The following is a 26,093-nucleotide window of genomic DNA, read 5'->3' on the forward strand; positions in this document are numbered from 1 at the left end:
ATGTGTTCACGATGCGTGAATGGATCAGGAATGTCGCCCCGCGCCTTGTCGCGCCGATGGGGGTCGGGGGCGTGCTGGGGCTGATTGGTCCGTTCGGCACCTATGATCTGCTGACGCTCTTGCCCCGGCTGGGGTATTGGCTGACGGTTGTCTCATTCAACTGGGTGCTGGCCGATGCAGGCATTCGTCGTGTCGAGGCGTTGGCAAGCGACCGCCTGCCTGCGCCGCGGTTTACCGTGCCGATACTGGGGGCGCTGGTCGTCTCGGTCCCGGCCACCGGGGTCGTGGTGCTGGCGAACGGGCTGTCGGGAATTGGCTGGCCCCAATCTGTGCTGACCCTCTATTGGCAGGTTCTCGTCCTGCTCGCAGCGATTTCATTGCCGGTTTACGCTTGGGTTGACATGCGTGACGCCGCGACCAAGGCGCCGTCAGTAGCCAAAGGAGGCACCCCCACAACCCCAGAGCGTGCAGATGTGACTGGCCTTGCTCTGTTTCTTGCCCGACTGCCCGGCCCACTCAAGGGACGGTTGCTGTGCCTTGAGATGCAGGATCATTATCTTGCCGTTCACACAACCGGCGGAACCGAGGTGATCCTGTGCCGCATGGAGGACGCAGCGCGCGAACTGGGCGGGATCGGCCGCCGGGTCCACCGCTCTTGGTGGGTTGCCGAAGACGCTGTCGAGGCTTCTGCGCGCAATGGCCAACGCCATTTTCTGCGGCTTATCGACGGGCGGTCTGTTCCTGTGGGACGGTCCTTCCGGCCAGATCTGAAACAGGCGGGCTGGCTTTAGGCGCACAGTATCAGCACATGGCAGGTGCTGATGTCAGGTCCGATTCTGTGCTTGCTATGTGGTCGGTGTGCGGCGACGCGTTCGGGGTTTTCTTCCTCAATCGAGAGGTGAAGTAAGGTCAAACCGGCTTAATTCTGCGTGCTCAGGTTCCTTCGCCGTCTCGCCGTGCAGCCGTGCTTTGTAACTACAAGGACGAAGGCAGGGAGATTAGCGACATGGCGCGCGTGTTCCCGATGCGACCAGACCCAGCCAGAACCTGACTGCGCGTCCCATCTTGGAATACTGTACGAGAAAACACCGCCATAGCGGTACAGTTTGAATTGACACATCCGAAGCAACTTATAACTTTGGACGTGTTTTCAGTAGCTTACAGGATTTTGGCTCCGGCGGTAGGGATCGAACCTACGACCAATTGATTAACAGTCAACTGCTCTACCGCTGAGCTACGCCGGACCACGTGAGCGCTATAACAAGTGTTCTTTGGCGCGTCCAGAGCGATTCCTTGTCAATTTAGCATTCTCTTTCAACTCGTGCGAAAATCGCCTCTGGCGCAAGGGTGGGATGGCATTTTACCTGTCCGCGTTCGTGCAGGTTTATCAAATGCGCAAAGACATTCCTCCCGGCAGCGGGGTGAAGCGCAGTTGGCGTGTCGGTGTAAATCTCGGCGACAAGCTGTGGGAGTGTGCGTGCACCATGTGCAAGCCGCGCAAGGATAGCCTCTTCGCGGGCGAGGCGATGTGCGCGCAATTCGGCAATCCGTTGGAGCGGGGCATCAACCGGTGCGCCATGGCCCGGATAGAGGCGCCGGGGCGATTCCTTCGTCAATCGGTCGAGAGAGCGCATATAGGCCCCGATATCGCCATCGGGCGGCGATACAAATGTGCTCGACCAGCCCATCACATGATCTCCGCTAAACACGGCCCCGCGCCATTCAAAACACAAGTGATTCCCGAAATGGCCCGGTGTCCAGATCGCGCGGATCATATCGCCTTCGATCTGAATTGTATCGCCATCCCGCAGCGTTTGATCCGGACGGAACGCAACATCAACGCCTTCACCACCACCCGCATCCCCTGTCTGCGCAAGCGCATTCATATGCGCGGAGCGCCCCGCGAGGCTATCACCAAAAGCAAGAACCTCTGCCCCTGTATGATCGGCAAGCTTGCGCGCCAGCGGGGAATGATCGAGATGTGAATGCGTGACAAGAATTTTGCGCAATCGACGGCCTTGACGCAGGAGGTGCAGCAATGTTGCACAATGTGCTTCATCATCGGGACCGGGGTCTATGATGCACAGATCATTTCTTCCAACGATATAGGTATTGGTGCCATCGCCCGTCATGGGCGAGGGGTTGGGCGCACGCAGCACATGCAGTTCAGGCTCAAGACAGTGCATCAAGGCAAGGGACCATTTGCAGGGTGATCGAAGGATGGCGCAAATTCACCTGTCAGGCAATCAGCTTGCCGCAGGGACGCGGGCATCCTGCACCTTGGTATGGATGGTGTATCGCCAAAGGTAGTGAAGTGTTTTTGCATCGCAACACGTCAAAGTACATTCTGTCAGCAGCGCTGATTTGGCGAAAGCTACTTAGAGTATGGTGCCCCCACACGGACTCGAACCGCGGACCTACTGATTACAAATCAGTTGCTCTACCAGCTGAGCTATAGGGGCCTTGGACGCAGCGTTTAGGGGGAAATTTGGCCTGAGTAAAGGTCAAAATCTCGATTTATGTGTGTTGGAATCGACATTTTTCCAATCGCGCCTCCTGCGTCCCATAAGTGAAAGGCAGGGGTGGCTACGCGGCGTTGAACCCATCAATGATTGCGATGGCTTCTTCGGCCGTTTCCGCGAAATGGAACAGGTCCAGATCTTCGCGCGCAATTGTCCCAGCCTCTGCCAACGCGTCCCAATTGATGATTCGGGTCCAGAATTCGCGTCCGAACAGGATGAAGGGCATTTTGTGCATACGCTCGGTCTGGATCAGGGTCAGGGTCTCGAACATCTCATCCAGAGTTCCAAATCCGCCGGGGAATACAGTTATCGCCTTCGCGCGCATCAGGAAATGCATCTTGCGGATGGCGAAGTAATGGAAGTTGAAGCAGAGTTCAGGGGTGACATAGGTATTTGGGGCCTGCTCGTGCGGCAACACGATATTCAGACCGATCGAGACGCCCCCTGCATCTTTCGCACCACGGTTCCCCGCTTCCATCACACCCGGGCCGCCACCTGTCACAATGACATCCTCGCGCCCGTAGCTTTGTACCGAGCGCAACGTCATCAGGCGCGCAAATTCACGCGCCACATCATAGAAGCGTGACAGCTCGGACAGGGTCTTGGTCTTTGCGCCCTCGGCATGTTCTGGTCTGGGAATGCGCGCGCCGCCGAACATGACGATCGTGGATTGAATGCCGCGTTCATTCATCAGAAGTTCCGGCTTGAGCAGCTCCAGTTGCAGCCGGACGGGGCGCAATTCGTCGCGCAGCATGAAATCGCTGTCGGCGAAGGCCAGCTTGTAGGCAGGATGGCGCGTTTGCGCTGTGTCAGGGGCCTCGTCCCAGTAGCGGATGTCTTCGCTTGCATCGGGAAAGGGGCGCTTCTTGGTCTGGTCGGTCAAATAAGCCTCCGGTCGCGTGGGCCAATTGCGGTTTGATCCGTGCGACGCTATAGCGAAGCCCAACAGATGACCAGACCCATGGAGCTTGCTATGACAGATAACGCTGCGCTGGAAACCGCAATCGAGGCCGCATGGGAGAAGCGCGATGCGATCACTCCAGCGACAACAGGCGCCACACGCGACGCCATCGAGGCCACGCTGGAGGCATTGGATTCGGGCGCATTGCGCGTGGCTGAACGCAGCGAGTCGGGCGACTGGCATGTCAATCAATGGGCCAAGAAGGCTGTGTTGCTGGGTTTTCGCATCAAGGATATGGAACCACAGTCGGGCGGCCCACAGGGCGGCGGCTGGTGGGACAAAGTTGACAGCAAGTTCAAGGGCTGGGACGCCGCACAGTGGAAAGCCGCAGGGTTTCGCGCTGTGCCCAACGCGGTGGTGCGCAAATCTGCCTATATCGCGCCCGGTGTGGTGCTGATGCCGTCCTTTGTGAACCTTGGTGCGCATGTCGGCAGCGGCACGATGGTGGATACATGGGCCACAGTCGGGTCTTGCGCGCAGATCGGCAAGAATGTGCATCTGTCGGGCGGTGTCGGCATTGGCGGCGTGCTGGAACCGATGCAGGCAGGGCCCACAATTATTGAGGATAATTGCTTTATCGGCGCGCGCTCGGAAGTGGTTGAGGGCTGCATTATCCGCGAAGGTTCGGTGCTTGGGATGGGTGTCTTTATCGGCAAATCAACCAAAATTGTGGACCGCGAAACCGGCGCTGTGACTTTTGGCGAGGTGCCGCCCTATTCGGTGGTGGTTGCAGGCTCCATGCCGTCAAAGAAAGGCATTCATCTGTATTGCGCGGTGATCGTCAAACGGGTGGATGCACAGACCCGCTCGAAAACCGGCATTAACGAGTTGTTGCGCGACTGAATGGCCATGCGGGGCGTGCGTAATGCCCGCGCAAGCGCGCGCCCTCTGGACCCTTTGCAACTTGCCTCCTATAACGCACCCCATGTTCGGAATACGGATCATTCAGCGAATTAGGCTCCCGGCACTCTGACGCGCCCAGAGTGCCGGGTTCCCTTTGGCGCTTGCATGTTTTTCCTAATTCGCAAGGTATCCGACCATGACTGACACCACCGACTATCCCGATTATAAAGACACGCTGACCCTGCCGCAGACCGAGTTTCCGATGCGCGCTGGCCTGCCTGCACGAGAGCCTGAATGGCTGGCGCGCTGGGAACGGCTGGGCGTATATGACCGGTTGCGCGCCAGCGCCGAGGGGCGCAAACCTTTCATCCTGCATGATGGCCCCCCTTACGCGAATGGCCATCTGCATATCGGCCACGCGCTCAACAAGGTGCTGAAGGATTTTATTACGCGCTCGCAGCAAATGCTGGGGCGTGACGCGCGCTATGTGCCGGGCTGGGATTGCCACGGCCTGCCGATTGAATGGAAGATCGAAGAGCAGTACCGCGCGGCAGGGCTGGATAAGGACAAGGTTGGCATCGTCGATTTCCGTCAGGAATGCCGCCGCTTCGCGGAAGGCTGGATCGACATCCAGCGCGAGGAATTCAAACGCCTTGGTATCACTGGCAAATGGGATGACCCCTACCTGACGATGGACTACCACGCCGAGGCCGTGATCGCGGATGAGTTCATGAAGCTGCTGATGAACGGTTCGCTCTATCAGGGGTCCAAGCCCGTGATGTGGTCGCCGGTGGAAAAAACCGCGCTGGCCGAGGCAGAGGTGGAGTATCACGAGCACACCTCGCATACGATCTGGGTGAAATTTCCCGTCGCTGATTATGGTCCGCAAGCGTCGGATTTGAGTATTTCTGGCAAGAAAATGGGTGTGTCGGTTGTAATTTGGACAACGACGCCTTGGACCATCCCGCAAAACCGCGCGGTGTGTTTCGGCCCTGATATCGAGTATGGCCTATATGAAGTGTCCGAACTTCTGGACGGCGCGAAAGAAGACCTTGGCGCACAGGTCATTCTTGCCGATGCATTGGCCGAAAGCGCGTTGTCGGCTGCCAAGGTGAACGCCACCCGCCTGCGCACCGTCAGCGCCGAGGAACTGGCCGCACTGACCCTTGCCCACCCCTTCCGCAGCGTCCAGGGCGCGACTGGCGAATGGGATTTCGATGTCCCCATGCTGCCCGGCGATCATGTGACCGATGAGGCGGGCACAGGGTTCGTGCATACGGCCCCAAGCCACGGCGATGACGACTATCAGATCGGGTTGAGACATGGCCTGCCCATGACCTATAACGTGCTGGAAGATGGCAGCTACCGCGCTGATCTGCCGCTGTTTGGGGGCGAGGTGATCGTCAAGCCCGATGGCAAGGAAGGCGGCGCGAATGTCGCTGTCATCAAGCAACTGGCCTATGCAGGCGCGCTGTTTGCCAAGGGCAAGCTGCGCCACAGCTATCCGCATAGCTGGCGGTCCAAAGCGCCGCTGATCTATCGCAACACCGCGCAATGGTTTGCGGCCATCGACAAGCCGCTCGAGGATGGCATGGGCACGCATGGCGACACGATCCGTGCGCGCGCACTGGAATCCATCGACCAACTTGTGAAATGGACACCGCAGACAGGGCGCAACCGCCTGTATTCCATGATTGAGGCGCGGCCTGACTGGGTGCTGTCGCGCCAGCGTGCGTGGGGCGTACCGCTGACCTGTTTTGTCAAAACCGGCGCGAAACCCGATGACGAAGGTTTCCTGCTGCGTGATGCGGCGGTGAATGCGCGCATCAAGGCCGCGTTTGAAGAACATGGTGCGGATATCTGGTATACGGACGGGTTCAAAGACCGCATGCTGGACGGCTTGCACGACCCCGGCGCCTATACCCAGGTGTTCGACGTGCTGGATGTGTGGTTCGATTCCGGCTCAACCCACGCGTTTGTTTTGCGCGACCGCGACGACGGTGCGCCCGACGGGATTGCGGACCTGTATCTGGAAGGGACCGACCAGCACCGGGGCTGGTTCCATTCCTCCATGCTGCAAGCCTGCGCCACCAAGGGCCGCGCGCCCTATCACGGGGTGCTGACGCATGGGTTCACGCTGGACGAGAAGGGCATGAAGATGTCCAAATCGCTTGGCAACACCATCGCCCCCCAAGCGGTGATTGATGAATATGGCGCAGATATCCTGCGCCTGTGGGTTGCGCAAAGCGACTACACGGCTGACTTGCGCATTGGTAAGGAAATCCTGAAAGGGGTCGCCGATAGTTACCGCCGCCTGCGCAACACATTGCGTTTCCTGTTGGGCAATCTGGACGGGTTCAACGACGCCGAGCGCGTGAACCCCGCAGATATGCCAGAGCTGGAGCAATGGGTTCTGCACCGTCTGGCGGAACTGGATATCGAGGTGCGCAAGGGCTATGCGGCCTATGATTTTCAGGGCGTGTTCCAGAAGCTGTTTACCTTTGCGACGACGGATCTGTCGGCCTTCTATTTCGACATCCGCAAGGACGCGCTGTATTGCGATGCGCAGGGCAGCCAGCGCCGCCGTGCCGCACGGACTGTGCTGGATACTCTGTTCCACCGTCTGACAACATGGCTTGCGCCGATTCTGGTGTTCACGATGGAAGATGTCTGGCTGTCGCGCTTTCCTTGCGAGGATGCTTCTGTGCATTTGCAGGATTTCCCCGACACGCCCGCCGATTGGCTGAACATGCCGTTGGCGCAGAAATGGGCCGGGGTGCGTCAGGCGCGCCGTGTGGTGACCGCCGCACTGGAAATCCAGCGCCGTGACAAGGTGATCGGTGCCTCACTCGAGGCAGCACCTGTGGTGCATGTGCGTGATGAGCAGGTCATGGCGGCGCTGAAATCGCTGGATTTCGCGGATATCTGCATCACCTCTGACATCTCGTTGACCGCAGACCCGATCCCGGCAGAGGCATTCCGCTTGCCCGAAGTGCAGGGCATCGGCGTAATCTTTGAACGTGCCGAGGGCCAGAAATGCCAACGCTGCTGGAAGATCAGTCCCGATGTCGGCACCCATAGCCACCCCGGCACCTGTGCAAGATGTAACAGCGCCTTGGGCTAAATCGCACAGGCCAATTTCCTTGCCCACAACACATTCATGACTATGATTGTGTTGTGGGCAAATGAAAGGCACAAAATGAAATTGCGCATACTTACAGGGCTGTTGATGGGCACAATGATGTCGGTTGTGATCTCTGGCATTATCACCTTTATCAATACTGGCATGGATGCAGGATTCCCGTTGCGCTGGGTGCAAGCGTGGTTTGTCGCATGGTGCATTGCGGTGCCCATGGCCGTTATCTTGTCGCCGATCGCGCGCCGCTGGGCCGAGGCGCTGAGCGCCGCCAAGTAACTTGGCCCCTGACGCCACTGGACAGGCCACGCGCGCCCCCTAGCTTGTGCGTCAACAAGGAGGCGGCATGAAACAGGCTTTGATCATTGGTGCATCGGGCGGAATTGGCAGCGCGTTATGCAGCGAACTGACAGCGCAAGGCTGGCAGGTTACAGGGCTGTCACGCAGCACGCATGGGCTGGATGTGACGGATGAAGCTTCAATCGTACATCATTTGGGCGGACTAAACGGGCCATTCCAGCGCATCATCATCGCCACAGGTGCGCTGGAGATCGCCGGGTATGCGCCTGAGAAGGCATTAAAACACCTGACTGGTGAAGGCATGGCGCTGCAATTTGCGCTTAACACTATTGGTCCGGCGCTGGTGATGAAACATGCGGCAGCATTGCTGCCGCGCGATGCACCTTGCGTGATGGCCGCCCTATCTGCGCGGGTCGGCTCCATCGGGGATAATCGGGCAGGGGGCTGGCACAGCTACCGCGCCGCCAAGGCCGCACTGAACCAGATCATCCGGGGTGCCGCGATAGAATTGGGGCGCAGCCACAAGCAAGCGGTCTGCGTGGCGCTGCACCCCGGCACTGTTGCCACGTCCTTTACCGAGAAATACCTTGGCCGCCACCCCGCAGTCCCCGCACCAGAAGCAGCGGCCAACCTGTTGCAGGTGATTGACCGCTTGGGGCCAGAGGAGTCCGGACAGTTCTTTGATTGGGCAGGAAAGGAAGTGGCGTGGTGAGGCTGGTTCTTGTGCTGGGCGACCAGTTGACCGACAGCCTTTCGGCGCTGCAACAGGCTGATAAGCACACCGATGTCGTGGTCATGGCAGAGGTCGCGGCCGAGGCGGAGTATGTGCCGCACCATCCCAAGAAGATTGCCTTTCTGTTCGCCGCAATGCGCAAATTTGCCGCCCATCTGCGCGCAGAGGGCTGGCAGGTTGCCTATACCAAACTGGATGACCCTGAGAATGCAGGCTCCATCCCGGCGGAATTGCTGCGCCGCGCGCAAGATTGCGGCGCGCGATCTGTTCTGGCGACAGAGCCGGGAGAGTGGCGCCTGATCCATGCTTTGCAGGACGTTCCGCTGACCATGACGCTGCTGCCAGATGACCGCTTTCTGGCGACCCATAAGGAATTTGAAGATTGGGCCGAGGGGCGCAAGGCGCTGCGGATGGAGTATTTCTACCGCGATATGCGCCGCAAAACGGGCCTGCTGATGGACGGGGACAAACCCGCTGGCGGCAAGTGGAATTTTGACCACGACAACCGCAAGCCCGCCAAACCCGATATGTTTCGCGCAGGCCCGCCCAAGATTGAGGTGGACCCGATTCTGGCAGAGGTGCTTGAGCTGGTCGCGGCACGATTTCCTGACAATTTCGGTACACTGCACCCATTCCAGTTTCAGACTGACAGGGCAGGGGCCCTGGATGCGCTGGAACATTTCGTCACGCAATCTCTGCCCGATTTTGGCACCTATCAGGATGCCATGGTCGAGGGTGACCCGTATCTGTATCACGCGGTGATTGGCCTCTATCTGAATGCAGGGTTGCTGACGCCGCTGGAGGTGTGCAAGCGGGTTGAGCAAGCGTATCTGGACGGGCAAGCGCCCCTGAACTCGGTCGAGGGGTTCATTCGCCAGATCATCGGCTGGCGGGAATTTGTGCGGGGTGTGTATTTTCTGGAAGGGCCGGATTATCCGCGCCGCAATGCGCTGAACCACCAGCGAAAACTGCCCGCCTTCTATTGGGGGGCCGAGACACGCATGAACTGCATCTCGCAAGCTGTTGGTCAGACACGGGATCTGGCCTACGCCCACCATATTCAACGGCTGATGGTCACGGGCAATTTTGCGCTGCTGGCGGGGGTCAACCCCGCGCAGGTGCATGAATGGTATCTGGCCGTCTATGCTGATGCCTATGAATGGGTCGAGGCTCCGAATGTCGTGGGCATGTCGCAATTTGCCGATGGGGGCGTTGTGGGGTCCAAACCCTATGTCAGTTCGGGCGCCTATATCGACCGTATGTCGGATTACTGCAAATCTTGCCATTACAAGGTCAAGGACAAGACGGGCGAGAGTGCGTGCCCGTTTAATCTGCTCTATTGGCATTTCCTGATCCGGCACCGCGACCGCTTTGAAGGCAACCCGCGTATGGCGCAAATGTACCGCACCTTTGACCGGATGGACGAGGGGCGCCGCAAGACAGTGCTGGCCGATGCGGATGCGTTTCTTGACCGGATGAGCAAGGGTACGCTTGTGTGAAACTCTGGCTTGCCCCGGCTTTGCCTCTCGCCTATCCCTAGGGTCATGAGTAACGCACGCTTTACAGAATTGGTCGAAAATCTGCCTGCAACGGTCCCGTTTGTGGGGCCAGAAGCGCATATGCGTGCCTCGGGCCGCGCATTTCGGGCGCGGCTGGGGGCGAATGAAAGCGGCTTTGGCCCGTCACCCCAAGCGATTGCCGCCATGCAGGCCGCCGCGCCGCAGGCATGGATGTATGGCGACAGTGAGTGCTTTGATCTGCGCATGGCGTTGGCCGAGCATCACCAGATCGCGCCAGAGAATATTCTGGTGGGCGAGGGGATCGACGGCATTCTGGGCAATCTGGTCCGTCTGCTGGTGGCACCCGGCGACGCTGTGGTTACATCGGACGGGGCCTATCCGACGTTCAATTACCATGTTGCGGGATTTGGGGGTGCGCTGCACAAGGTGCCCTACCGCGACGACCACGAAGACCCGGCAGCGCTGCTGGTGCGCGCTGAACAGGTTGGGGCCAAGCTTTTGTATTTCTGCAACCCCGACAATCCGATGGGCAGTTGGCACAGCGCGCGGATTGTCCAGCGCATGATTGATGCGGTGCCCGAAGGCACGTTGCTGGCGCTGGACGAGGCGTATATCGACGCCGCCCCCGATGGCACAGCCCCGCCACTTGACCCGCAAGATACCCGCGTGATCCGCCTGCGCACCTTCTCCAAGCTGTATGGACTGGCCGGATTGCGAATCGGCTATGCAATCGGTGCGGCCCCGTTGATTGCCATGTTTGACCGTATCCGCAATCATTTTGGCGTGGGGCGCGTGGCGCAAGCGGGCGCGCTGGCGGCGCTGCACGATCAGGCGTGGCTTGCAAAGGTGCAAACTGAGCTTGCCGCCGCGCGTCATGGGCTGAGCGAGATTGCCGCCAATAACGGTCTGCACGCCTTGCCATCTGCCACGAATTTCGTGACGATGGATTGTGGCCATGATGGCGATTATGCCCGCAAGCTGGTGAAGGAACTTATGTCACGCGATGTGTTTGTGCGAATGCCTTTTGTCGCACCACATGACCGCTGCATCCGTGTTTCTGCCGGGCCGCCCGCTGAACTGGCTGTCTTTGCCGAAACCTTGCCGCAGGCGCTGCGCAATATCTGATCGCGCGCAAGACTAAGCGGCCTAGCCGCCAGTGTGGCTCATGTGGCGCGATACTTGCCCATCGACCTTTTGGCGCGAATAGTCGAAATCATGGCCCTTGGGTTTGCGCAGGATGGCGCTGCGAATGGCCGCTTCGAGCACGGTATCATCGGGCGCTGCGCGCAAGGGCGCGCGCAGGTCGGCCATATCTTCCTGCCCCAGACACATATACAACTCGCCCGTGCAGGTCAGGCGCACGCGGTTGCAGCTTTCGCAGAAATTATGGGTCATGGGTGTGATGAAACCGATTTTCTGGCCCGTTTCTTCCAGCCGGACATAGCGCGCAGGTCCACCCGAGCGCTCGGTCAGATCGGTCAGGCTGAATTGCTCGGCCAGCGTTGCGCGCAGGTCTTTGAGCGACCAATACTGGTCCAGCCGGTCTTCGTTGCCCAGATCGCCCATTGGCATAACTTCGATAAAGGTCAGGTCCATGCCACGCTCGGCGCACCATGTCTGAAGCGTGAACAACTCTTCCTCGTTAAAACCCTTTAGGGCCACAGCATTTATCTTGACGCGCAAGCCCGCTTCCTGTGCGGCATCAATGCCGTCCAGCACCTGCGCCAGTCTGCCCCAGCGGGTGATGTCAGCGAATTTCTTGTCGTCCAGCGTATCAAGCGAAATGTTGACCCGACGCACCCCGCAATCCGCCAGATCGCGCGCGAAGCGGCGCAGCTGGCTGCCATTGGTGGTCAGGGTCAACTCCTTCAGGGCGCCTGAGTCCAGATGTCGGGCCATGGCCTGAAAATAGGTCATGATCCCCTTGCGCACCAACGGCTCTCCCCCCGTTATGCGCAGCTTTTCAACACCCATCCGGATGAAGGTGGTGCTGATGCGGTCCAACTCCTCCAGCGTCAGAAGTTCTTTCTTTGGCAGAAAGGTCATGTTCTCGGCCATGCAATAGACGCAGCGAAAATCGCAGCGGTCCGTCACAGAGACGCGCAGGTATGAAATCGGGCGGGCAAACGGGTCTATAAGGGGTGCATTCATATTTAGGAAACTAGCTATCACAAGTGCGCACGGCAAGGGGCAAGAGCATTGCTGTGCGTGTCCTTTCGCATTATGTTCAGCGCATGACACATAGATCACCTGTTCTTGCCATTATCTTCGCGCTACCGTTGCTGGCCGCGTGTCAGCAATTGCCCGGTTTCGGGCGCGGCGCACAGCCAGATACGGGTGATGTTGCGGTGCAAGCACCTGACAGCGAAACAGCCCGGCCAGAAACGCGGCCCAGCGAAACACTGGTGGGCAGCCTTGGGCAAACTGGGCTGCGCCCTGAATCGCTGGATCAGACCAGCGCAGAAGAACGCGCCGCTGCGCTTGCCCCATCCGGGGCAAGCGCGCAGCTTTTGGGCGAAACCCTCGCGGCATTGGGCAGCCCCACGCAGTCCGGGCTATGGTTGAAGACTGGCCTTGTCACAACCGAGAGGCGTGGACGTGTGGAAGTGAAAGATGGCGGCGCATCGCTTGGCGTTGAATTGCGCCCATCGGGGGCAGAGCCGGGATCTGGCAGCCAATTGTCACTGTCAGCGTTCAACAGCCTTGGCTTGTCCTTGACGCAACTGGTGCGGCTGCGGGTCTACGCTGAATAAGGCGCCACTTCGCACCCCGATCCGCGTGGTCCAAAAACTCCGAAACCTTGCCCCACTACGTCAAGCAGCCCATGTCCTGCTCCGACCATTAGGGCGCTGCCATCGGGCGCACGAAATGGGATTGGGCAACTGGCACCGGCAGCGCAATCACATCGCGCGCAAGCCCCTCAAACCCCTGTTGCCAGACTGAAATCAGGGCAACAAGCGGTGTCTCGGTGCTCGGATACCCGGCGGCAACCACAGCATCCAGACGGTACGCCTGCGCGCATCCCCGCGAGGCCGGAACGCGCTGGTCTTCATGCAGCACCAATGGTGCGGCATCTGCTGAAAGCTGTTCCAGTCGAAAACCGCGCGGATCGTCGCAATATTCCAATGTACTGGGGCGCGATATGCTGGTCAGTGCAAGTGTCATTTGCCCCCAAGGGTCGCGTGTCGGGTCATCAGGGTTTGGAATGACAATCTCTGTCACATCGCGGTCCAGATGCGCTTGCCCGATGCCTGCCGCAAAAAGCACTGTTGCGGGGCGGCGGATGCGCAACTCGTGCAAGATCGGGGCGGCGGCTTGCATCGCCTCTGCGCGTTTGTCCTCAAGCGCTGCGAAAGGGGCCGCTTCGACTTCGGCCATTGCCGCTTCCCCAAGGCGGGCGCGGATGGGCGTGCCCTCGACCCATGCATCGCGCACCAGATCGACGACGTAGACATTGACATATGGCAGGCCAGAGCCGCGCTGAAGCCCGTAAGTCTTGAAGGCGAAGTAACGCCCATCCTCGGAAAAGCCCAAGATACGGTCATGGGTCTATTGTGTCGCCCCGACCGCCGAGGCCAGCAGGCAGCACAAACCCGCAAGCAGGTGCCGGATCATTCCGCCACCGCGCGGCTCTCGGGGCCAATGCGGGACTTCAGTTTCTGGAACTTGCCCGACATTCCATCCAGTTTCGCATCCCATTCAGGGTTTGGAACCTGCCCCTCAATCGTGCGGAAATAGGCCTGAAGCAGACAGGCCACCGCCAGCGGCTCCAGCACCGCCTGCTTGACGGACCATGCAAGGATAAAGGCAATCACCACGCCCATCGCCGACATGCCACCGGGATACAGATTGCTGATCAGCGCAGCGGGGGCCAGCATGACGAAAAACAGCACCGCCATCAGCCCATACACAAACAGCGTGATCCATGCTGCATTCTTCAGCATGGGCTTGTAGTTCTGCGCATAAAGCACCAGTGCCGCACGCGCCGAGGCGTAAGGGTCGGTCGAACGCGTGCGCATGCCGTAAGCAAGGATTACTTCGTCGATGAAGCCCACCGCCACGCGCAAAAAGGCGCGCAGAATGGTGATAAGCTGGCGCACACCGGGGATGGGCAGCAAGGTGAACACCCCGCGGATCAGGCCGGTGATCGCGCGCAAGACCCCCTTGATCAACTGGTCAATCACGAACAGCACACTGGCCTCGCCAAAGCGCTCGCGCACCATGGCCTGTGCATGGCCAATCTGGCTGCGGCCCTGCGGCATGGGGCGGTTGTCGATCAACTCGACCATCACTGCAATATGGCCCGCCTTGACCATATAAAGGATGTATTCACGCAGCCAGTACATGACGATCAGGACAATCCCGAACCCGGTCAGCCCGCCAAAGAACGTGGCTGATGCCCGAAACCCGTCATCCCCCATCGCGCCGATGCCCCAGCCGATCCCCGCGCCTGTGCCTGTCACCAACACATAGGCCAGCGCTGCGCCGAAATAGACCGCCATGCGCAGCAACACGAAGGGCAGGGTTTGCATCATCAAACCAATCGCGCGCCGAAATGAAAAGTCCCACATAGTCTGTCCTTTCTGAGTGCTCGCTCAAAACACCGAAGTTCGACAGCAAATTGGGTAAATTCTCTAGCTACGGTTTTCCAATGCTATATTTTTCAATGAGTTACCGTCCCAAAGGCTCCTGCTTTGGCAAAGCCTTGTTGTAACACGTTTCATTGATAATTGGCTTGCATGTTTGACGTATTCGGACTTAACGTTAGTCCAATGTATACGCGCATCTCAAAATCAGGCGGTCGAAGCTATCTCCAGCTGGTGGAGGGGCATCGCGACGCGGAAGGAAAGGTCAGGATCAAGGTGGTCGCCAACCTCGGCCGGCTGGACAGGCTGTCGCCGGATAAGCTTGATCCCCTGATCAATGGGTTGAACAGAGCCGTTGGGCGCCTTGAGAACACAGCGCACGAGATTACACACGATCCCGCCCGCACCTATGGCACGGTCTTTGCCCTGCATGAGTTGTGGAAAGACCTTGGGTTCGACCGGGCCCTCAACCGGGCGCTGCGTTCCGGCAAGCGCAGCATTGATGCGGAAGCGCTTGTTCGAGCCATGGTGTTCAACAGGCTGTGCGATGCCACAAGCAAGCTGGGCTGCCTGCGTTGGTTGGAAACTGTTGCCATGCCCGCCATGCCCGAGACCGTTACCCATCAGCATTTGCTTCGCGCCATGGACGCGTTGATGGACAACGCTGAGGGTGTCGAGGAGGCTTTGGCCCGCCAGATCAGGCCACTCGTGGATCACGATCTCACAATGGTCTTCTACGACCTGACGACCGTGCGGATTCATGGCGAGGCCCGGCTGGAAGATGATGTTCGCGCCTTTGGCATGAACAAGGAAACAGGCGGCATCGCGCGCCAGTTCGTGTTGGGCGTGGTGCAGACCGCCGATGGCCTGCCCCTCATGCACACGGTGCATCCAGGAAATGTGTCCGAGACCAAGACCCTTCAGGGCATGCTCTCGAAAGTAATGCAGCGCTTCCCCATCCTGCGCATCATCCTTGTCGCAGATCGCGGCCTGCTGAGCCTCGATAACATCCATCATCTGACCGAGATGGCCGATCAGGACGGACGCAAGCTGGAGTTCATTCTGGCCGTGCCTGCGCGTCGCTACAGCGACCTGCTGGAAACCTTCCAGAATTTCGACTTCAGCGACGGTGACGGGTTGCGCGAGGCCAGCTTTGAAGGGCACCGCCTGATTGTGGCGCATGATTCCGGGCGCGCAAAGGAACAGGGTGCGGCGCGCCGTGCAAGAATTGATGAGCTCGATGCCATGGGCAATGCCATGGTCGCAAAGCTTGATCTCCAGGACGAAGGAAAAAGCGAGAAAGGCCGTCGCGCCTCAGATCGGGGGGCCTATAGCCGGTTTGTCCGCGCCATTTCAGACGCGGAACTGACGCGCTTCATCAAGGCGGATCTGACGGCAGACCGGTTCAGTTGGGAAGTCGATGAAGACGCCATCGCCCGAGCGGCCCTGTTTGATGGCAAGCTCGTCCTGCTGACCAATGTCCCCGAGATCACACCGGCTGACGCCGTCGCGCGCTATAAGGCATTGGCCGACATCGATATCGACCAGACATTTCGACTCTCAAGTGATAAGTTTAAGTTGTTCTGCGCTTTGCCGGGGCGGCAGGCGCCTCAGGTGGGGCGGGCTCGCGCGGATCGCTTTAAGATCCTCGATCATTGTCGCGTCAGCAGTCACCAGCTTCACCGGTTTGCGGTCATGTTTAACCAGGCGGCTGCTTAGGCGGCCGTTGGCGACCCAATAATACAGGGTCGCTTGAGGCATGCCGATGGCTTCGGCTAATTCTCGGATTGTCCACTCGTCGGGTTCGCGCACAATCATCGCTGAGGCGCTGGGTTTTTTGCGCTGTGGTTTGGCGATGCCCGCCGCAACCAGGCGGTGGCGGACCATTTCGGGGGTATAGGTGTTACGACGCTTGGGGGGGACAAAGCCTTCTTCGTTGAGAATATTGGCAATGCAGCGGCTACTGTGGCCAGCTTCGTAGAGTTCCTTCATGCGCGCAATCAGTGCCGGATAGCTGCTGAGCGCGGTGATCCGCGCGACAGGACGGATCACCTTGTGCATCGTTTGATTGCCGCCATGCCAATGACACGTGACCTCCACATGCTCGGTGTCATCAACCATCTTGATGATAACCCTTTCGAGCAGCAGCCGTACAATTTCCTGTCGTTCTCTTTGTGTGGTTGTTGCCGCCTGCCAAAGCGCGGGGAGATCTTGGGTAAGGGTACGGATCGCCTCCAGTTCAGTGCGGCTCGGTGCTTGCAGACGTTCGCGCTGGAAGCGGTCATAATCAACCATGAGGCGCGCTTGGCTCGCCAGCGCCTCTTCCCAACTCTTCTCGAGACTACGCGCAACCAGTCGGTTCTCTGGCTCGACGCTGGCATAACTCCGCCGGGCGCGATCAACCTCGAATTGGGCGCGCTCAAGACGCTGCTGCCATTGACGATCGAGAGATTTGCGTTCCGCTTCAAGGTCGCTGGCGACCGCAAGACTGATCTCGAGCGCGGCTGGTTCCAGCGATCGCAGGATAGCGCGCGACACAGCCTCATCAACCGGGGCCGCTTTAAGCGACTGACAGATTGGTTCTGCGTAGGCCATGTGCATGCCATTGCAGATGTAGCGCGCGACTTGACCATTGTTGTTATAGGTTGGCTGCATCCTCAAGCCGCACGCGCCACAAATCACCATGCCCGATAGCAAAGCGCTTCCAGCCCGGACCGGCCCCTGCGCGCTCGGCAGGTTGGCCCTAATCTGCGCTTGGATGCTCTCGAATTGCTCCAAGCTGATATAGGCCGGCAACCGGTCTGGCAGAAACACCTCGACATTGTCCGGCGCCTTCACGCAGCGCCCGGTTCCAGGACGCCCCGGCTTCTGGCGCCGCCTGTCGACGGGCCGCGCACCCCAGGCATACACACCGGCATAAATAGGATTGTTGAACAGGTTATGCAGCGTGGCTCGGCTTGGGCGGCGCCACTCAAGATCACCCTTGGTCGGGCCATCTTTCCTGCGTATCGGCATCTGTATATTGTGCTCGTTCAGATACCGCAGCACACCTCCAACCGACCGCAGCCGCTCAAACAAATCAAAGATAAGACGGATGACGCCCTGGGCCTGTTCATCAGGTTCGAAGATGACCTCCCCCGACGGGCGCGCTACATAACCCGCTGGCAAACTCTTTGCGAGTTCGCCGCGCCGGGCCTTCGCACGTCGCCCCTCCAGCATTCTTGCCTTGATAATATGCAGTTCGGCCTCGCTCATTGTCCCCTTTAAGCCTAACAGGAGCCTATCGTTGAAATTCGATGGGTCGTAAACGCCATCGGCATCCGCAATCAATGTATCGAATAGGGAGCAAATCTCCAACAACTGGTGCCAGTCCCGGCACGAGCGCGCAAGCCGTGACATCTCGACCCCAAGGACCAATCCGACACGACCCAGTCCGACTTCTGCTACCAGCCGCTGAAAGCCAAGCCGTCCCTCGATCGAGGCGCCCGAGCGTCCCAGATCATCGTCGACCACGACGATCGCTTCCCGCGGCCAGCCAAGTGCGAAAGCCCGGTCAACCAGAGCGTATTGCAGCCGTGTCGATTCCTGATTGCGCTCAACCTGCTGCAGCGTTGATTGGCGAATATAAACGATCGCTTGGCGATCGCGATGCTGTCCGCAGACTTTCTCGGGTAAACTCTGGGCGCGCGGGACCATGATCGATTCTGACGTCATCATCGCTCTCCTTGGTCTCGATCGCGCTGCGGATCTGGCGCAGCGCCATCCGCCCCAACAGTGCGATGGCCTCCTGCCGTCGATCCAACGGCAGCATCTGAAATTCTGGAACTGACGGTACTTCGCTCATCGCGTGATCCCATCCAGCGTGCGAGCGCGCGAAGCGCTTCAAATCCGATTCTGGGGGGATCATCATGCTCTGTCAAGTTATAAGAGGCAGGCTCTATGGTATATCGAGCGTGGCTTTCGCGTGTTGAAATCCGACATCGAGATTGCGCCGGTTCACCACCGGCTGCCAGACCGTATCCGCGCCCATGCGCTGATCTGCTTTCTGGCCCTCACCCTGCACCGAGTCATGCGCATGCGCCTGAAGGCCAAAGGCCATCACGCAAGTCCTCAGCTCGCCCTCGACATCCTGTCGCGCATTCAGAAACATACGGCATACGCCGGAAACCGCAGCTTCCACGGAATAAGCAACACCACACCGGAGCAACTGGACCTCTTCGAAACACTCAACCTGCCAAAACCCACCTGACAGCGCCCTTGTTGTAACATTTTTGGCCATTCGGCCTAAATGAAATCAAACACTTATCGATTTTGCTGATGAACTTGGGAAAACAGGCTTGGCGGCCATATGGGCGCATTTGCGCGAACGCATCCAAGGGGCCAGCGTAGAGCCTGAGGTTTGGGCCAACCTAGATGCACAGCGCCGCGCGCGCCCCCTCTGAACAGGGGGGAGGGGCGGATTCAGTGATAAATCAGGGAAAGGCGCGGATGTTACGCCTCAGACAGCATCGGGCGCGTCGGCCTGATCGCGCAGACGGATGAAAAACCCTTCCACTTCGGCTGCAGGCGCGCGCTCGACCGCGTCATCGTCAATTTCCGCCTGCGTCCAGATCCACGACACAGCGGGGTCATGGAGCATGGCCCATTCGCCGAACATGCGCTCTGGCACCTCTTTCTCGACATGCATCCGCACCTCGATATGGCGGTCATCGCGCTTGATCCGCTCGACTGTCTGTTTGACCTTGTCTTCGGGGCCTTCGAGCAGTTGCAAAAACACATCTTCGCGGCAGATCAGCGCGCCGGTGATGTCATCGCGCGCATTGGCGCGGCGCGCTTGCATGAGGATGCCATTGAGCATGCTGCTGTCATAGCCAAACGGGCGCGAGGAATAGATGATGCGGTAAAGTGACATGGCGGCAATGCTCCCTTCGGTTTGGGGCATCTTGCGGCAAATGGGGAAAGGATGCACGGAGAAATGTGGGGTTTGTGCGAGGGGTGGGGGGCGCGTGTTTTCGGCTGTTTGTTCAGCGCCGCGTGCGTTTGATTGGCTGGGCAGGTTTCGGCTGCTCTTCAAAGCGCGTCGGCTTGAATTGAGAGACATCGAGCGTGGAGAGGTCTTGATCGAGGAAGTCTTCGGCGTCCTTGTCAGTGGTGAAAACGGGGACGGAAGTCTGGGAAGGGTTTGACATGATCTGCTCTTTCAATGTTTAAGTTGACCTTGTGCACAAAGTATCAGAGCCTGTCGTCTTGAACAAAAACCTAGAAGTGTAGACTAGCGCAACTTACCAAATATGGTGCGGCATAACACGAAAACTCGTAAAAAAGGCGATTCGATGAGCAAAGTTCCCTATTTAGCATCCCCTGGAAACGTCTCTAAAGCATTGTCTAAAATTAAAGTTGTAGCAACACCACCGCGCGTCTCACAGGATTTCGTTAAAACTAAACTTGGTATTACTGGTAGTTCTGGAGATCAGATAACCAGCTTTCTCAAAAGAATTGGTTTTGCCGAATCCGATGGCACCCCCACTGAACTTTATAGAGCTTATCGGACCAGTGACAAAGGAGGTTGGGCGGCTGCACAGGCTTTCAGAGTTGCGTACGGACCTCTGTATGAATACAATGAATACTTACATGATTGCGATGATTCTGAAATTAAAGATCTCGTTATTAGACACACCGGCCTAGACTCAAACGGGCTATTTCGCGGTTTGTGTGGGTGGCTTGGTTTCCGTTCATTTGCCTGTGGCACAAGATGTTGTGCGGTAGGGTGACGCTGGTAAGTGGGTGAGATTGCCTGCGATGAGGTATGACATGTTGATGAGGTTGCGGGTTTTGCGATACCCGCGCGCCCGAGCCTTTGCGGCCTGAATGAGGCCGTTGATGGCTTCGACAGCGCCGTTGCTCAGATCGCTGTCAAAACCGTTAAGTATACCATCCCAGTGCGCCTTGAGTGTCAGAGCGAGTTTCTTGAATGCTGGCAGCCTGCTGCGGCGCGCCCATTGAAACCAGGCGGTAAGCCGTTCTTCGGCCTCTGCCTTGGACTCGGCTTCAGCAAAGATGTCGCGCAAAGCCTCTTTCAAGCGAAACGCGCGTCCTGTTTTCAGGTGCATCCGAGATAGATCATGATGCTGTGTGATCTGCCGCTTCGTCCATCTCTTCTTGTCCTTGAGCCACATCCAGCGGCTGTGTTTCAACTCAGGTCTGCTGCGTACTTCGGCGCGGCGAACCTCTTCAAGCGCCACATTGGCCAGTTGGATGACATGGAATGGGTCGAAGGTAACATCCGCGTTCGGCAGATGCTTTGCGACGCCAGAAATGTAGGCCCTACTCATATCGATACAGGCAGCGGAGATGGCATCGGGATCACCGCCATGGGCGCGCAGATCTTCACCGAAAGCCGCCACAGTCTTTGCATCACGTCCTTCACAGGCAAAGAGAAGCCTGCCGGCCAGAAGGTCGTGAAATAGGGTGATGTAATACCAATCAGCATTGATCAGAACTCTTGAGCCCAGTCGCGGGTTCCAATGGAGGTGATTGTGTCGGGCATGCTGACCAATTTGTTCCAAGCCTTGCAGCAATGATCTACGATGTCTTCATAGGTTTCGAAGATGAGGTTTGATAGCCAGTTGTCTCGCATGAATTGCCAGATGTTTTCGACTGGATTGAGTTCTGGGCATTTTGCGGGGATCGGGATGATGGTGATGTTGTCCGGAATGACCAGCTTGTCAGTCATGTGCCATGCGGCTTGATCCACGAGCACAGCCCCATGTGCTTTGGGTGCGACAGTTTGGGAGATTTCAGCAAGATGCAGGGCCATCGCTTCGGTATTGCACGCTGGCAGCACAAGACCTGCAGCTTTCCCGAGGGCTGGGCAAATCGCTCCAAAGATGTAGCTTGAACTCGTGCGCTGATCATGTGGGGCGGAAGGTCGCGTACCGCGCTTCGCCCATCGGCGCGTGATCTTGTTTTTCTGGCCGACACGCGCTTCATCTTGGAACCAGACTTCGATCACAGTGCCTTGCAGGAGCCGTGCGCGGAGCTTTGCTACTGCGGCTGCAAACCCTTTTTTTTAAAGTCCTCCAGTGCGGCTGTATCTTGCGCGTGATGGCGCGGGCGTGCTGTGAGTTTGACATAACCAAGCGCCCTGAGTTCCCGGCTTATCGACGTCTCGTGAAGTGAAATCCCAAATGTGTCTGCAATCCATTTCCTCAGATCACTCAGGCGCCAGCGGACGACCCCATGGACCGATAAGGTCGGACCGCTCTCAACAATTGCAGCAAGCGCCCTGCGCTGCTCATCGTTAAGCTTAGACTGCTGACCAGGAGCTTTGCCGTTGATCAAGCCGTCAGGCCCGCGGGCATTAAACCGCTCCACCCAGTCACGGACAATTTGTAGGCCAACACCACCAATCCGAGCAGCATCGCTGCGCCGACCGCCATCATAGATCTCCGCCAGCGCCAAAAGCCTGCGGGCTTGGTTGGCATCCTTTGTCTTTCGCGCAAGTTCTCTCAACTTCATGCCGTCGTAGTCTGTCCGTAACGCGAGCGCTGCGCCCATAGAGAGGCCCTCCCCAGAAAATCTGACGCCATTGAGTCAGATCTTCATAGATTTGGGAATCCCAAAACCCTCAGAAGAGTCAGATTTCGCGAGACTTGGTATAATTATGCCCGCGGCGCGCAGCTGTCTCGTCAATCCCAAGGGCGGTCACGGCGCTGAAGTCTTCGCGATCTCGCGCTGACGACACGTAATGGTCAAGAACCCGCCAGAGGCGATCGTCACCAACATCAAGCATATCAGCAACAGCCTTCACCGGCATCTGTCGCACCAGCGCAATCACAAAGGCTTCAAACAACTGACTGAAACCGCTGCCACTGCGCGCCCAGGGGACCGGAACCTGTCCGGTCTTGCTACATTGGCTGCAAGCAACACGTGGCACATCGGCATGGATGAAAGCCTTGTGCTCGAAAAAACGCAGGTGTTCCCAGATCCTGGATCGCGTGTCATGGACGGGCTGATCGGGCGCGCCACAGGAGGGACAAGCAAATCGACTTCCCGCCTTGAAGCGGACGTCAAAGTGGATCTCTTTGAGTTTGGCGTCAAAACGTACGTCCGTGACACTCCACGGAGCCTGCAGGCCAAGAGCTGTCGTGAACAAACTTGTCTCGGGACCCATGAATACCTCCTCATCCGCTGGTTTCAGGAAGCTTCACCCTATCCAAAAAAACTGCCGCAGCTCAACAGGCTCGGCGCGTCTGACGCTGCGATATTTGAGGTCTCCGCGACAGACGCGCCTTATGTTGTGACCACAATATCTGGTAGAAGATTCAATCCGCCGCCCACCAGCAACCCACACAAATCGCGAAGGGACCCTCAAACGCTCGTCCACTCACCCTTATAGTTAATACTATGCGAAACCTGCTTTCGCTTGCAGACTTCGAAGCTGATGAGACTAGATTGATCAAAAACACTAGAGCCGATTATGGAACAGACAGTGAAGAAACTGCTAACGCTCCACTGCCGGAAATAAAAAATAGAATTGGCGACTCAGTATCTAAATTGAATATTGGATATAAAATTAACCTCAACCTGCCCGAGACAACAGACATTGAAGTCTTCAATGCAATTTTTTATTGTCTTGAAATGTCTATTAGACGTCTAATAAGGGATACCTTTGTTTCAATATATGGCTTAGCATGGTGGGATCGCGCGAATGTTGCGGTTGGCATTCGGGAAGAAGTAAAGAGAAATCGAACTCGCGAACGAGACTCCGCCATCACATCGAGATCAGACGATCCACTTGATTACACCACCTTCGGTCAATTATCACAGCTGATAACGGATAATTTTGATTTATTTGAGCCAGTGTTTGACTCAAAGCCAGCGGTAGGCCGGGTGTTGAATCAACTCAATCTACTTCGTGGGCCAATCGCGCATTGCAGTATGCTCGCCCCTGACGAGCGAGGTCGCCTTGAGCAAGCTGTTCGAGATTGGTTTCGATTACTAATACCAATCAGCATTGATCAGAACTCTTGAGCCCAGTCGCGGGTTCCAATGGAGGTGATTGTGTCGGGCATGCTGACCAATTTGTTCCAAGCCGTGCAGCAATGATCTACGATGTCTTCATAGGTTTCGAAGATGAGGTTTGATAGCCAGTTGTCTCGCATGAATTGCCAGATGTTTTCGACTGGATTGAGTTCTGGGCATTTTGCGGGGATCGGGATGATGGTGATGTTGTCCGGAATGACCAGCTTGTCAGTCATGTGCCATGCGGCTTGATCCACGAGCACAGCCCCATGTGCTTTGGGTGCGACAGTTTGGGAGATTTCAGCAAGATGCAGGGCCATCGCTTCGGTATTGCACGCTGGCAGCACAAGACCTGCAGCTTTCCCGAGGGCTGGGCAAATCGCTCCAAAGATGTAGCTTGAACTCGTGCGCTGATCATGTGGGGCGGAAGGTCGCGTACCGCGCTTCGCCCATCGGCGCGTGATCTTGTTTTTCTGGCCGACACGCGCTTCATCTTGGAACCAGACTTCGATCACAGTGCCTTGCAGGGTAACCGCCCGATTTCTACCGCGGCCATTTATCCTTGACGCGTGCGATTATTTCGGGGTCATCGACGAAGTCTTCGAGGAATGCATGCCATGTATCCTGTGATATGCGCGCATCGCTGAGCATGTCTTTGAGCTCTTCGATACCATCGTCGGTTAAGGTCGTGATGGATTCGTCCGCTCCAGTGTGGACGCTGACGATCGCACCATAACTGAGGTTGTCATCATTCCAAATGACAGCCTCCAACATCTCGAGGTCCTCGCCGAGCATTTCCGCGACATATTCGAGGGTGCAGAGATTAGTCACGGTGGTCATCCTGCGGCTTCAGGTTTTTGGCTTCCAGTTCCAGGGCAGCAGTTCCCCAAGGCGGGGGTTCATATGATCATGGATGCGATCCAGAACATCTGCCAGATAGGCTTGTGGATCAAGACCGCTCATCTTTGCTGACTCGATAATGGTCATGGCACGCGCAAGAGTTTCGCCCCCAGCATCTGAGCCTGCGAATAACCAGTTCCGTCTCCCGACTCCGATCGGCCTGAGCGCCCGCTCAGCAGCATTGTTATCGATGGCCACGCGCCCGTCATCGAGAAACAGCGTAAGTGCCTTCCAGCGGCTCAGCCCATACCGGAACGCTTTGGCCAGATCGCTTTTGCCGGGGATGCGTGTTAATTGCTGCTCTGCCCAGACCCGGAAGGCCTCGACCTTGGGTTTGGTTTTTTCCTGGCGCACTGCTTTGCGTATGTCTGCGGGCTGACCGTTGATCTGGCGCTCGATATCATAAAGCGCGCCGATCCGGTCGAGCGCTTCGCGCGCGATTTCAGATTTCGTCACAATCCAAACATCATGGAAGTCGCGCCTCAGGTGGGCCCAACATGCAGCCTCTCGGAACTGGCTCTTGCCGTTGAGATCAGGAGCATAGAGCTTGGTATACCCTTTGTAGCCATCGGCCTGCAAAATGCCGCTGGATTTGGCGAGGTGGGTCAGGACATGCTCTTCTTTCCAGTCAGGGGCGAACTGGTAGACAGCCCCCGGCGGGGCTCCTCCCGCCCAAGGGCGCTGGTCGCGAACATAGGCCCACAGGCGGCCTTTTTTCACACCTTTTCCAAGCCCTCTGTCTCGTCGACTTCGATCAAGGACCCGGATAGGTGTATCATCTGCATGTAGCAGATCGCTGGCCATGATTGCGTCCTCGATCATCTTGATCAGTGGCGCCAGTGCTTTCATTGCCCCGCCGCACCAGTCGGCCATCGTTGTATCGGAAATATCTGCTCCCATCCGGGCGAAGATTTCATTGAGGCGATACAAAGTCAGCTGATCATCGTATTTCGAGACCAGGATGAATGCCAACAGGTTTGGGCCCGCCATGCTGCGCGGGATTGGTCTGCTGGGGGCGGGTGGCTGAACGATCTTCTCGCAGCACCGGCAAGATTTCTTGATGCGCGCGATTTCGATGATTTTCATCTGCGCTGCGATCATATCAAGCAACTCGCTGACATCCTCACCTACCACCCGCAGATTGCCACCGCAGTCGGGGCATGTGTCACCAGGATCAAGCTCACGGCGTTCGCGGGGGGTATCAGGCGACACTTTAGGACGACGGCGTTGCTTCTTTTCTGGCGCATCTGCTGTGGTATTACGCGCGTCTGCGTCCGTGTCAGCGTCCTCACTCTCATCTGGCGACGTGTCTTGTGCCTCGGCAACAGCGACATTCAGGTCTTCCAGCGCGAGTTCCAATTGTTCGATCTCACGCTCGATCTTTTCCGAGCTGGAACCGAACTTCTGTTTCTTCAGTTTGGCAATCCGGATGCGCAGGGCTTGAACGAGCAAGTCATGCGCGCGCAAGGTGGCCAGGATTTTCTGGTTCTCTGCCTGCAAAGAGGTGATCATCACCTTCAGAGCGGCCGGATCGTTGGGGAGAGAAATCGCTGCTTGGGACATGGAAA

At 57.7% G+C, this 26,093-nt stretch carries 24 protein-coding genes, 2 tRNA genes and 3 pseudogenes; 12 read left to right on the plus strand and 17 right to left on the minus strand.

Annotation, left to right across the window (positions count from 1 at the left end; all coding sequences use genetic code 11):
* Window positions 1-11 precede the first annotated feature (11 nt).
* A complete protein-coding gene (locus BD293_RS06175) occupies window positions 12-791 on the plus strand; it encodes a LytTR family DNA-binding domain-containing protein (RefSeq protein WP_142080336.1) in 780 nt (259 codons plus the stop codon).
* A 378-nt stretch (window positions 792-1,169) separates the two neighbouring features.
* Here the strand turns inward: BD293_RS06175 and BD293_RS06180 are convergent.
* From BD293_RS06180 to BD293_RS06195, 4 genes are all read right to left on the minus strand, one after another.
* Window positions 1,170-1,244, minus strand: a tRNA-Asn gene (locus BD293_RS06180).
* Window positions 1,245-1,301: 57 nt separating this feature from the next.
* Window positions 1,302-2,186, minus strand: coding sequence for an MBL fold metallo-hydrolase (locus tag BD293_RS06185; RefSeq protein ID WP_142084376.1), 885 nt, complete (start codon window positions 2,184-2,186; stop codon window positions 1,302-1,304).
* A 200-nt stretch (window positions 2,187-2,386) separates the two neighbouring features.
* A tRNA-Thr gene (locus BD293_RS06190) sits at window positions 2,387-2,462 on the minus strand.
* 124 nt (window positions 2,463-2,586) lie between these two features.
* Complete coding sequence (locus BD293_RS06195; RefSeq protein WP_246086351.1) at window positions 2,587-3,357, minus strand: LOG family protein; 771 nt, start codon at window positions 3,355-3,357, stop codon at window positions 2,587-2,589.
* 138 nt (window positions 3,358-3,495) lie between these two features.
* Between BD293_RS06195 and dapD the strand changes: the two genes are divergently transcribed.
* From dapD to BD293_RS06225, 6 genes are all read left to right on the plus strand, one after another.
* Complete coding sequence (gene dapD / locus BD293_RS06200; RefSeq protein WP_142080337.1) at window positions 3,496-4,326, plus strand: 2,3,4,5-tetrahydropyridine-2,6-dicarboxylate N-succinyltransferase; 831 nt, start codon at window positions 3,496-3,498, stop codon at window positions 4,324-4,326.
* A gap of 196 nt (window positions 4,327-4,522) precedes the next feature.
* The gene (gene ileS / locus BD293_RS06205; protein WP_142080338.1) at window positions 4,523-7,450 is read left to right on the plus strand and encodes an isoleucine--tRNA ligase; all 2,928 of its coding nucleotides are present in this window, start codon (window positions 4,523-4,525) and stop codon (window positions 7,448-7,450) included.
* Window positions 7,451-7,525: 75 nt separating this feature from the next.
* Window positions 7,526-7,741 (plus strand): DUF2798 domain-containing protein, encoded by a 216-nt coding sequence (locus BD293_RS06210; protein WP_142080339.1) that lies wholly within the window; start codon window positions 7,526-7,528, stop codon window positions 7,739-7,741.
* A gap of 67 nt (window positions 7,742-7,808) precedes the next feature.
* Window positions 7,809-8,474 carry an SDR family oxidoreductase gene (locus tag BD293_RS06215; RefSeq protein WP_142080340.1) on the plus strand — a complete coding sequence of 222 codons (666 nt, stop codon included), beginning with the start codon at window positions 7,809-7,811 and terminating at the stop codon, window positions 8,472-8,474.
* Window positions 8,468-9,994, plus strand: a complete 1,527-nt coding sequence (locus tag BD293_RS06220) for a cryptochrome/photolyase family protein (protein ID WP_142080341.1) — start codon at window positions 8,468-8,470, stop codon at window positions 9,992-9,994. The genes BD293_RS06215 and BD293_RS06220 overlap by 7 nt, the downstream gene beginning before the upstream one ends.
* A 45-nt stretch (window positions 9,995-10,039) precedes the next feature.
* A complete protein-coding gene (locus BD293_RS06225; RefSeq protein ID WP_142080342.1) occupies window positions 10,040-11,140 on the plus strand; it encodes a pyridoxal phosphate-dependent aminotransferase in 1,101 nt (366 codons plus the stop codon).
* A 21-nt stretch (window positions 11,141-11,161) separates the two neighbouring features.
* On the opposite strand, the gene moaA is transcribed toward BD293_RS06225, so the two are convergent.
* Entirely contained in the window at window positions 11,162-12,166 is a 1,005-nt protein-coding gene (gene moaA, locus BD293_RS06230; RefSeq protein WP_142080343.1) for a GTP 3',8-cyclase MoaA, read from the minus strand.
* Window positions 12,167-12,249: 83 nt separating this feature from the next.
* Here moaA and BD293_RS06235 point away from each other — a divergent pair, with 83 nt between their 5' ends.
* Window positions 12,250-12,768 carry a D-galactarate dehydratase gene (locus BD293_RS06235; protein ID WP_142080344.1) on the plus strand — a complete coding sequence of 173 codons (519 nt, stop codon included), beginning with the start codon at window positions 12,250-12,252 and terminating at the stop codon, window positions 12,766-12,768.
* An 88-nt stretch (window positions 12,769-12,856) separates the two neighbouring features.
* Here the strand turns inward: BD293_RS06235 and BD293_RS06240 are convergent, their stop codons facing one another.
* Together BD293_RS06240 and BD293_RS06245 are read right to left on the minus strand one after the other, a co-directional pair.
* Entirely contained in the window at window positions 12,857-13,549 is a 693-nt protein-coding gene (locus tag BD293_RS06240; protein WP_170207076.1) for a DUF2259 domain-containing protein, read from the minus strand.
* Between the two features lie 77 nt (window positions 13,550-13,626).
* On the minus strand, window positions 13,627-14,586 hold the full coding sequence (locus BD293_RS06245; protein WP_142080346.1) for a hypothetical protein: 960 nt from the start codon (window positions 14,584-14,586) through the stop codon (window positions 13,627-13,629).
* A 201-nt stretch (window positions 14,587-14,787) separates the two neighbouring features.
* On the opposite strand from BD293_RS06245, the pseudogene BD293_RS06250 reads away from it, so the two are divergent.
* A pseudogene (locus tag BD293_RS06250) lies at window positions 14,788-16,203 on the plus strand (IS1634 family transposase); the annotation flags it as partial.
* On the opposite strand, the gene BD293_RS06255 reads toward BD293_RS06250, so the two are convergent.
* Window positions 16,162-18,315 (minus strand): recombinase family protein, encoded by a 2,154-nt coding sequence (locus BD293_RS06255; RefSeq protein ID WP_142084381.1) that lies wholly within the window; start codon window positions 18,313-18,315, stop codon window positions 16,162-16,164. The pseudogene BD293_RS06250 and the gene BD293_RS06255 overlap by 42 nt on opposite strands.
* Entirely contained in the window at window positions 18,197-18,445 is a 249-nt protein-coding gene (locus tag BD293_RS23060; RefSeq protein WP_170207012.1) for a hypothetical protein, read from the minus strand. Before BD293_RS23060 ends, BD293_RS06255 begins: the two co-directional genes overlap by 119 nt.
* Window positions 18,446-18,514: 69 nt before the next feature.
* Here BD293_RS23060 and BD293_RS06260 point away from each other — a divergent pair.
* Window positions 18,515-18,850, plus strand: a pseudogene (locus tag BD293_RS06260) (IS1634 family transposase); the annotation flags it as partial.
* A gap of 249 nt (window positions 18,851-19,099) precedes the next feature.
* Here BD293_RS06260 and BD293_RS06265 read toward each other — a convergent pair.
* Window positions 19,100-19,513: a BLUF domain-containing protein gene (locus tag BD293_RS06265; protein ID WP_142080347.1), complete on the minus strand. Its 414-nt coding sequence runs from the start codon at window positions 19,511-19,513 to the stop codon at window positions 19,100-19,102.
* Window positions 19,514-19,625: 112 nt separating this feature from the next.
* Complete coding sequence (locus BD293_RS22655; RefSeq protein ID WP_170207077.1) at window positions 19,626-19,790, minus strand: CopG family antitoxin; 165 nt, start codon at window positions 19,788-19,790, stop codon at window positions 19,626-19,628.
* A gap of 144 nt (window positions 19,791-19,934) precedes the next feature.
* Here BD293_RS22655 and BD293_RS06270 point away from each other — a divergent pair, with 144 nt between their 5' ends.
* Window positions 19,935-20,372 (plus strand): DUF5343 domain-containing protein, encoded by a 438-nt coding sequence (locus tag BD293_RS06270; protein ID WP_142080348.1) that lies wholly within the window; start codon window positions 19,935-19,937, stop codon window positions 20,370-20,372.
* Here the strand turns inward: BD293_RS06270 and BD293_RS06275 are convergent.
* The 3 genes from BD293_RS06275 to BD293_RS06285 form a co-directional block, all read right to left on the minus strand.
* A complete protein-coding gene (locus tag BD293_RS06275; protein WP_342781390.1) occupies window positions 20,334-21,179 on the minus strand; it encodes an ISL3 family transposase in 846 nt (281 codons plus the stop codon). The two genes, BD293_RS06270 and BD293_RS06275, sit on opposite strands and share 39 nt — an antisense overlap.
* Window positions 21,095-22,158, minus strand: a protein-coding gene (locus BD293_RS06280) for an IS630 family transposase (protein ID WP_142079576.1) whose coding sequence is annotated in 2 segments (ribosomal slippage) — window positions 21,095-21,670 and window positions 21,673-22,158 — 1,062 coding nt in all. Because the reading frame shifts where the segments join, the coding sequence is not laid out codon by codon here. The genes BD293_RS06275 and BD293_RS06280 overlap by 85 nt, the downstream gene beginning before the upstream one ends.
* 79 nt (window positions 22,159-22,237) lie before the next feature.
* Window positions 22,238-22,774 (minus strand): helix-turn-helix domain-containing protein, encoded by a 537-nt coding sequence (locus BD293_RS06285; RefSeq protein WP_246086232.1) that lies wholly within the window; start codon window positions 22,772-22,774, stop codon window positions 22,238-22,240.
* A 233-nt stretch (window positions 22,775-23,007) separates the two neighbouring features.
* Here BD293_RS06285 and BD293_RS06290 point away from each other — a divergent pair, with 233 nt between their 5' ends.
* Window positions 23,008-23,634, plus strand: a complete 627-nt coding sequence (locus BD293_RS06290; RefSeq protein ID WP_142080349.1) for a Swt1 family HEPN domain-containing protein — start codon at window positions 23,008-23,010, stop codon at window positions 23,632-23,634.
* Here BD293_RS06290 and BD293_RS06295 read toward each other — a convergent pair.
* The 3 genes and pseudogenes from BD293_RS06295 to tnpC form a co-directional block, all read right to left on the minus strand.
* A pseudogene (locus BD293_RS06295) lies at window positions 23,622-24,146 on the minus strand (IS630 family transposase); the annotation flags it as partial. The gene BD293_RS06290 and the pseudogene BD293_RS06295 overlap by 13 nt on opposite strands.
* Window positions 24,147-24,168: 22 nt before the next feature.
* Window positions 24,169-24,465: a hypothetical protein gene (locus BD293_RS06300; RefSeq protein WP_142080139.1), complete on the minus strand. Its 297-nt coding sequence runs from the start codon at window positions 24,463-24,465 to the stop codon at window positions 24,169-24,171.
* A gap of 9 nt (window positions 24,466-24,474) precedes the next feature.
* Window positions 24,475-26,088, minus strand: a complete 1,614-nt coding sequence (gene tnpC, locus BD293_RS06305) for an IS66 family transposase (protein WP_142080153.1) — start codon at window positions 26,086-26,088, stop codon at window positions 24,475-24,477.
* Window positions 26,089-26,093 lie beyond the last annotated feature (5 nt).

It is taken from the genome of Roseinatronobacter monicus, from assembly GCF_006716865.1.
GTDB lineage: Bacteria > Pseudomonadota > Alphaproteobacteria > Rhodobacterales > Rhodobacteraceae > Roseinatronobacter > Roseinatronobacter monicus.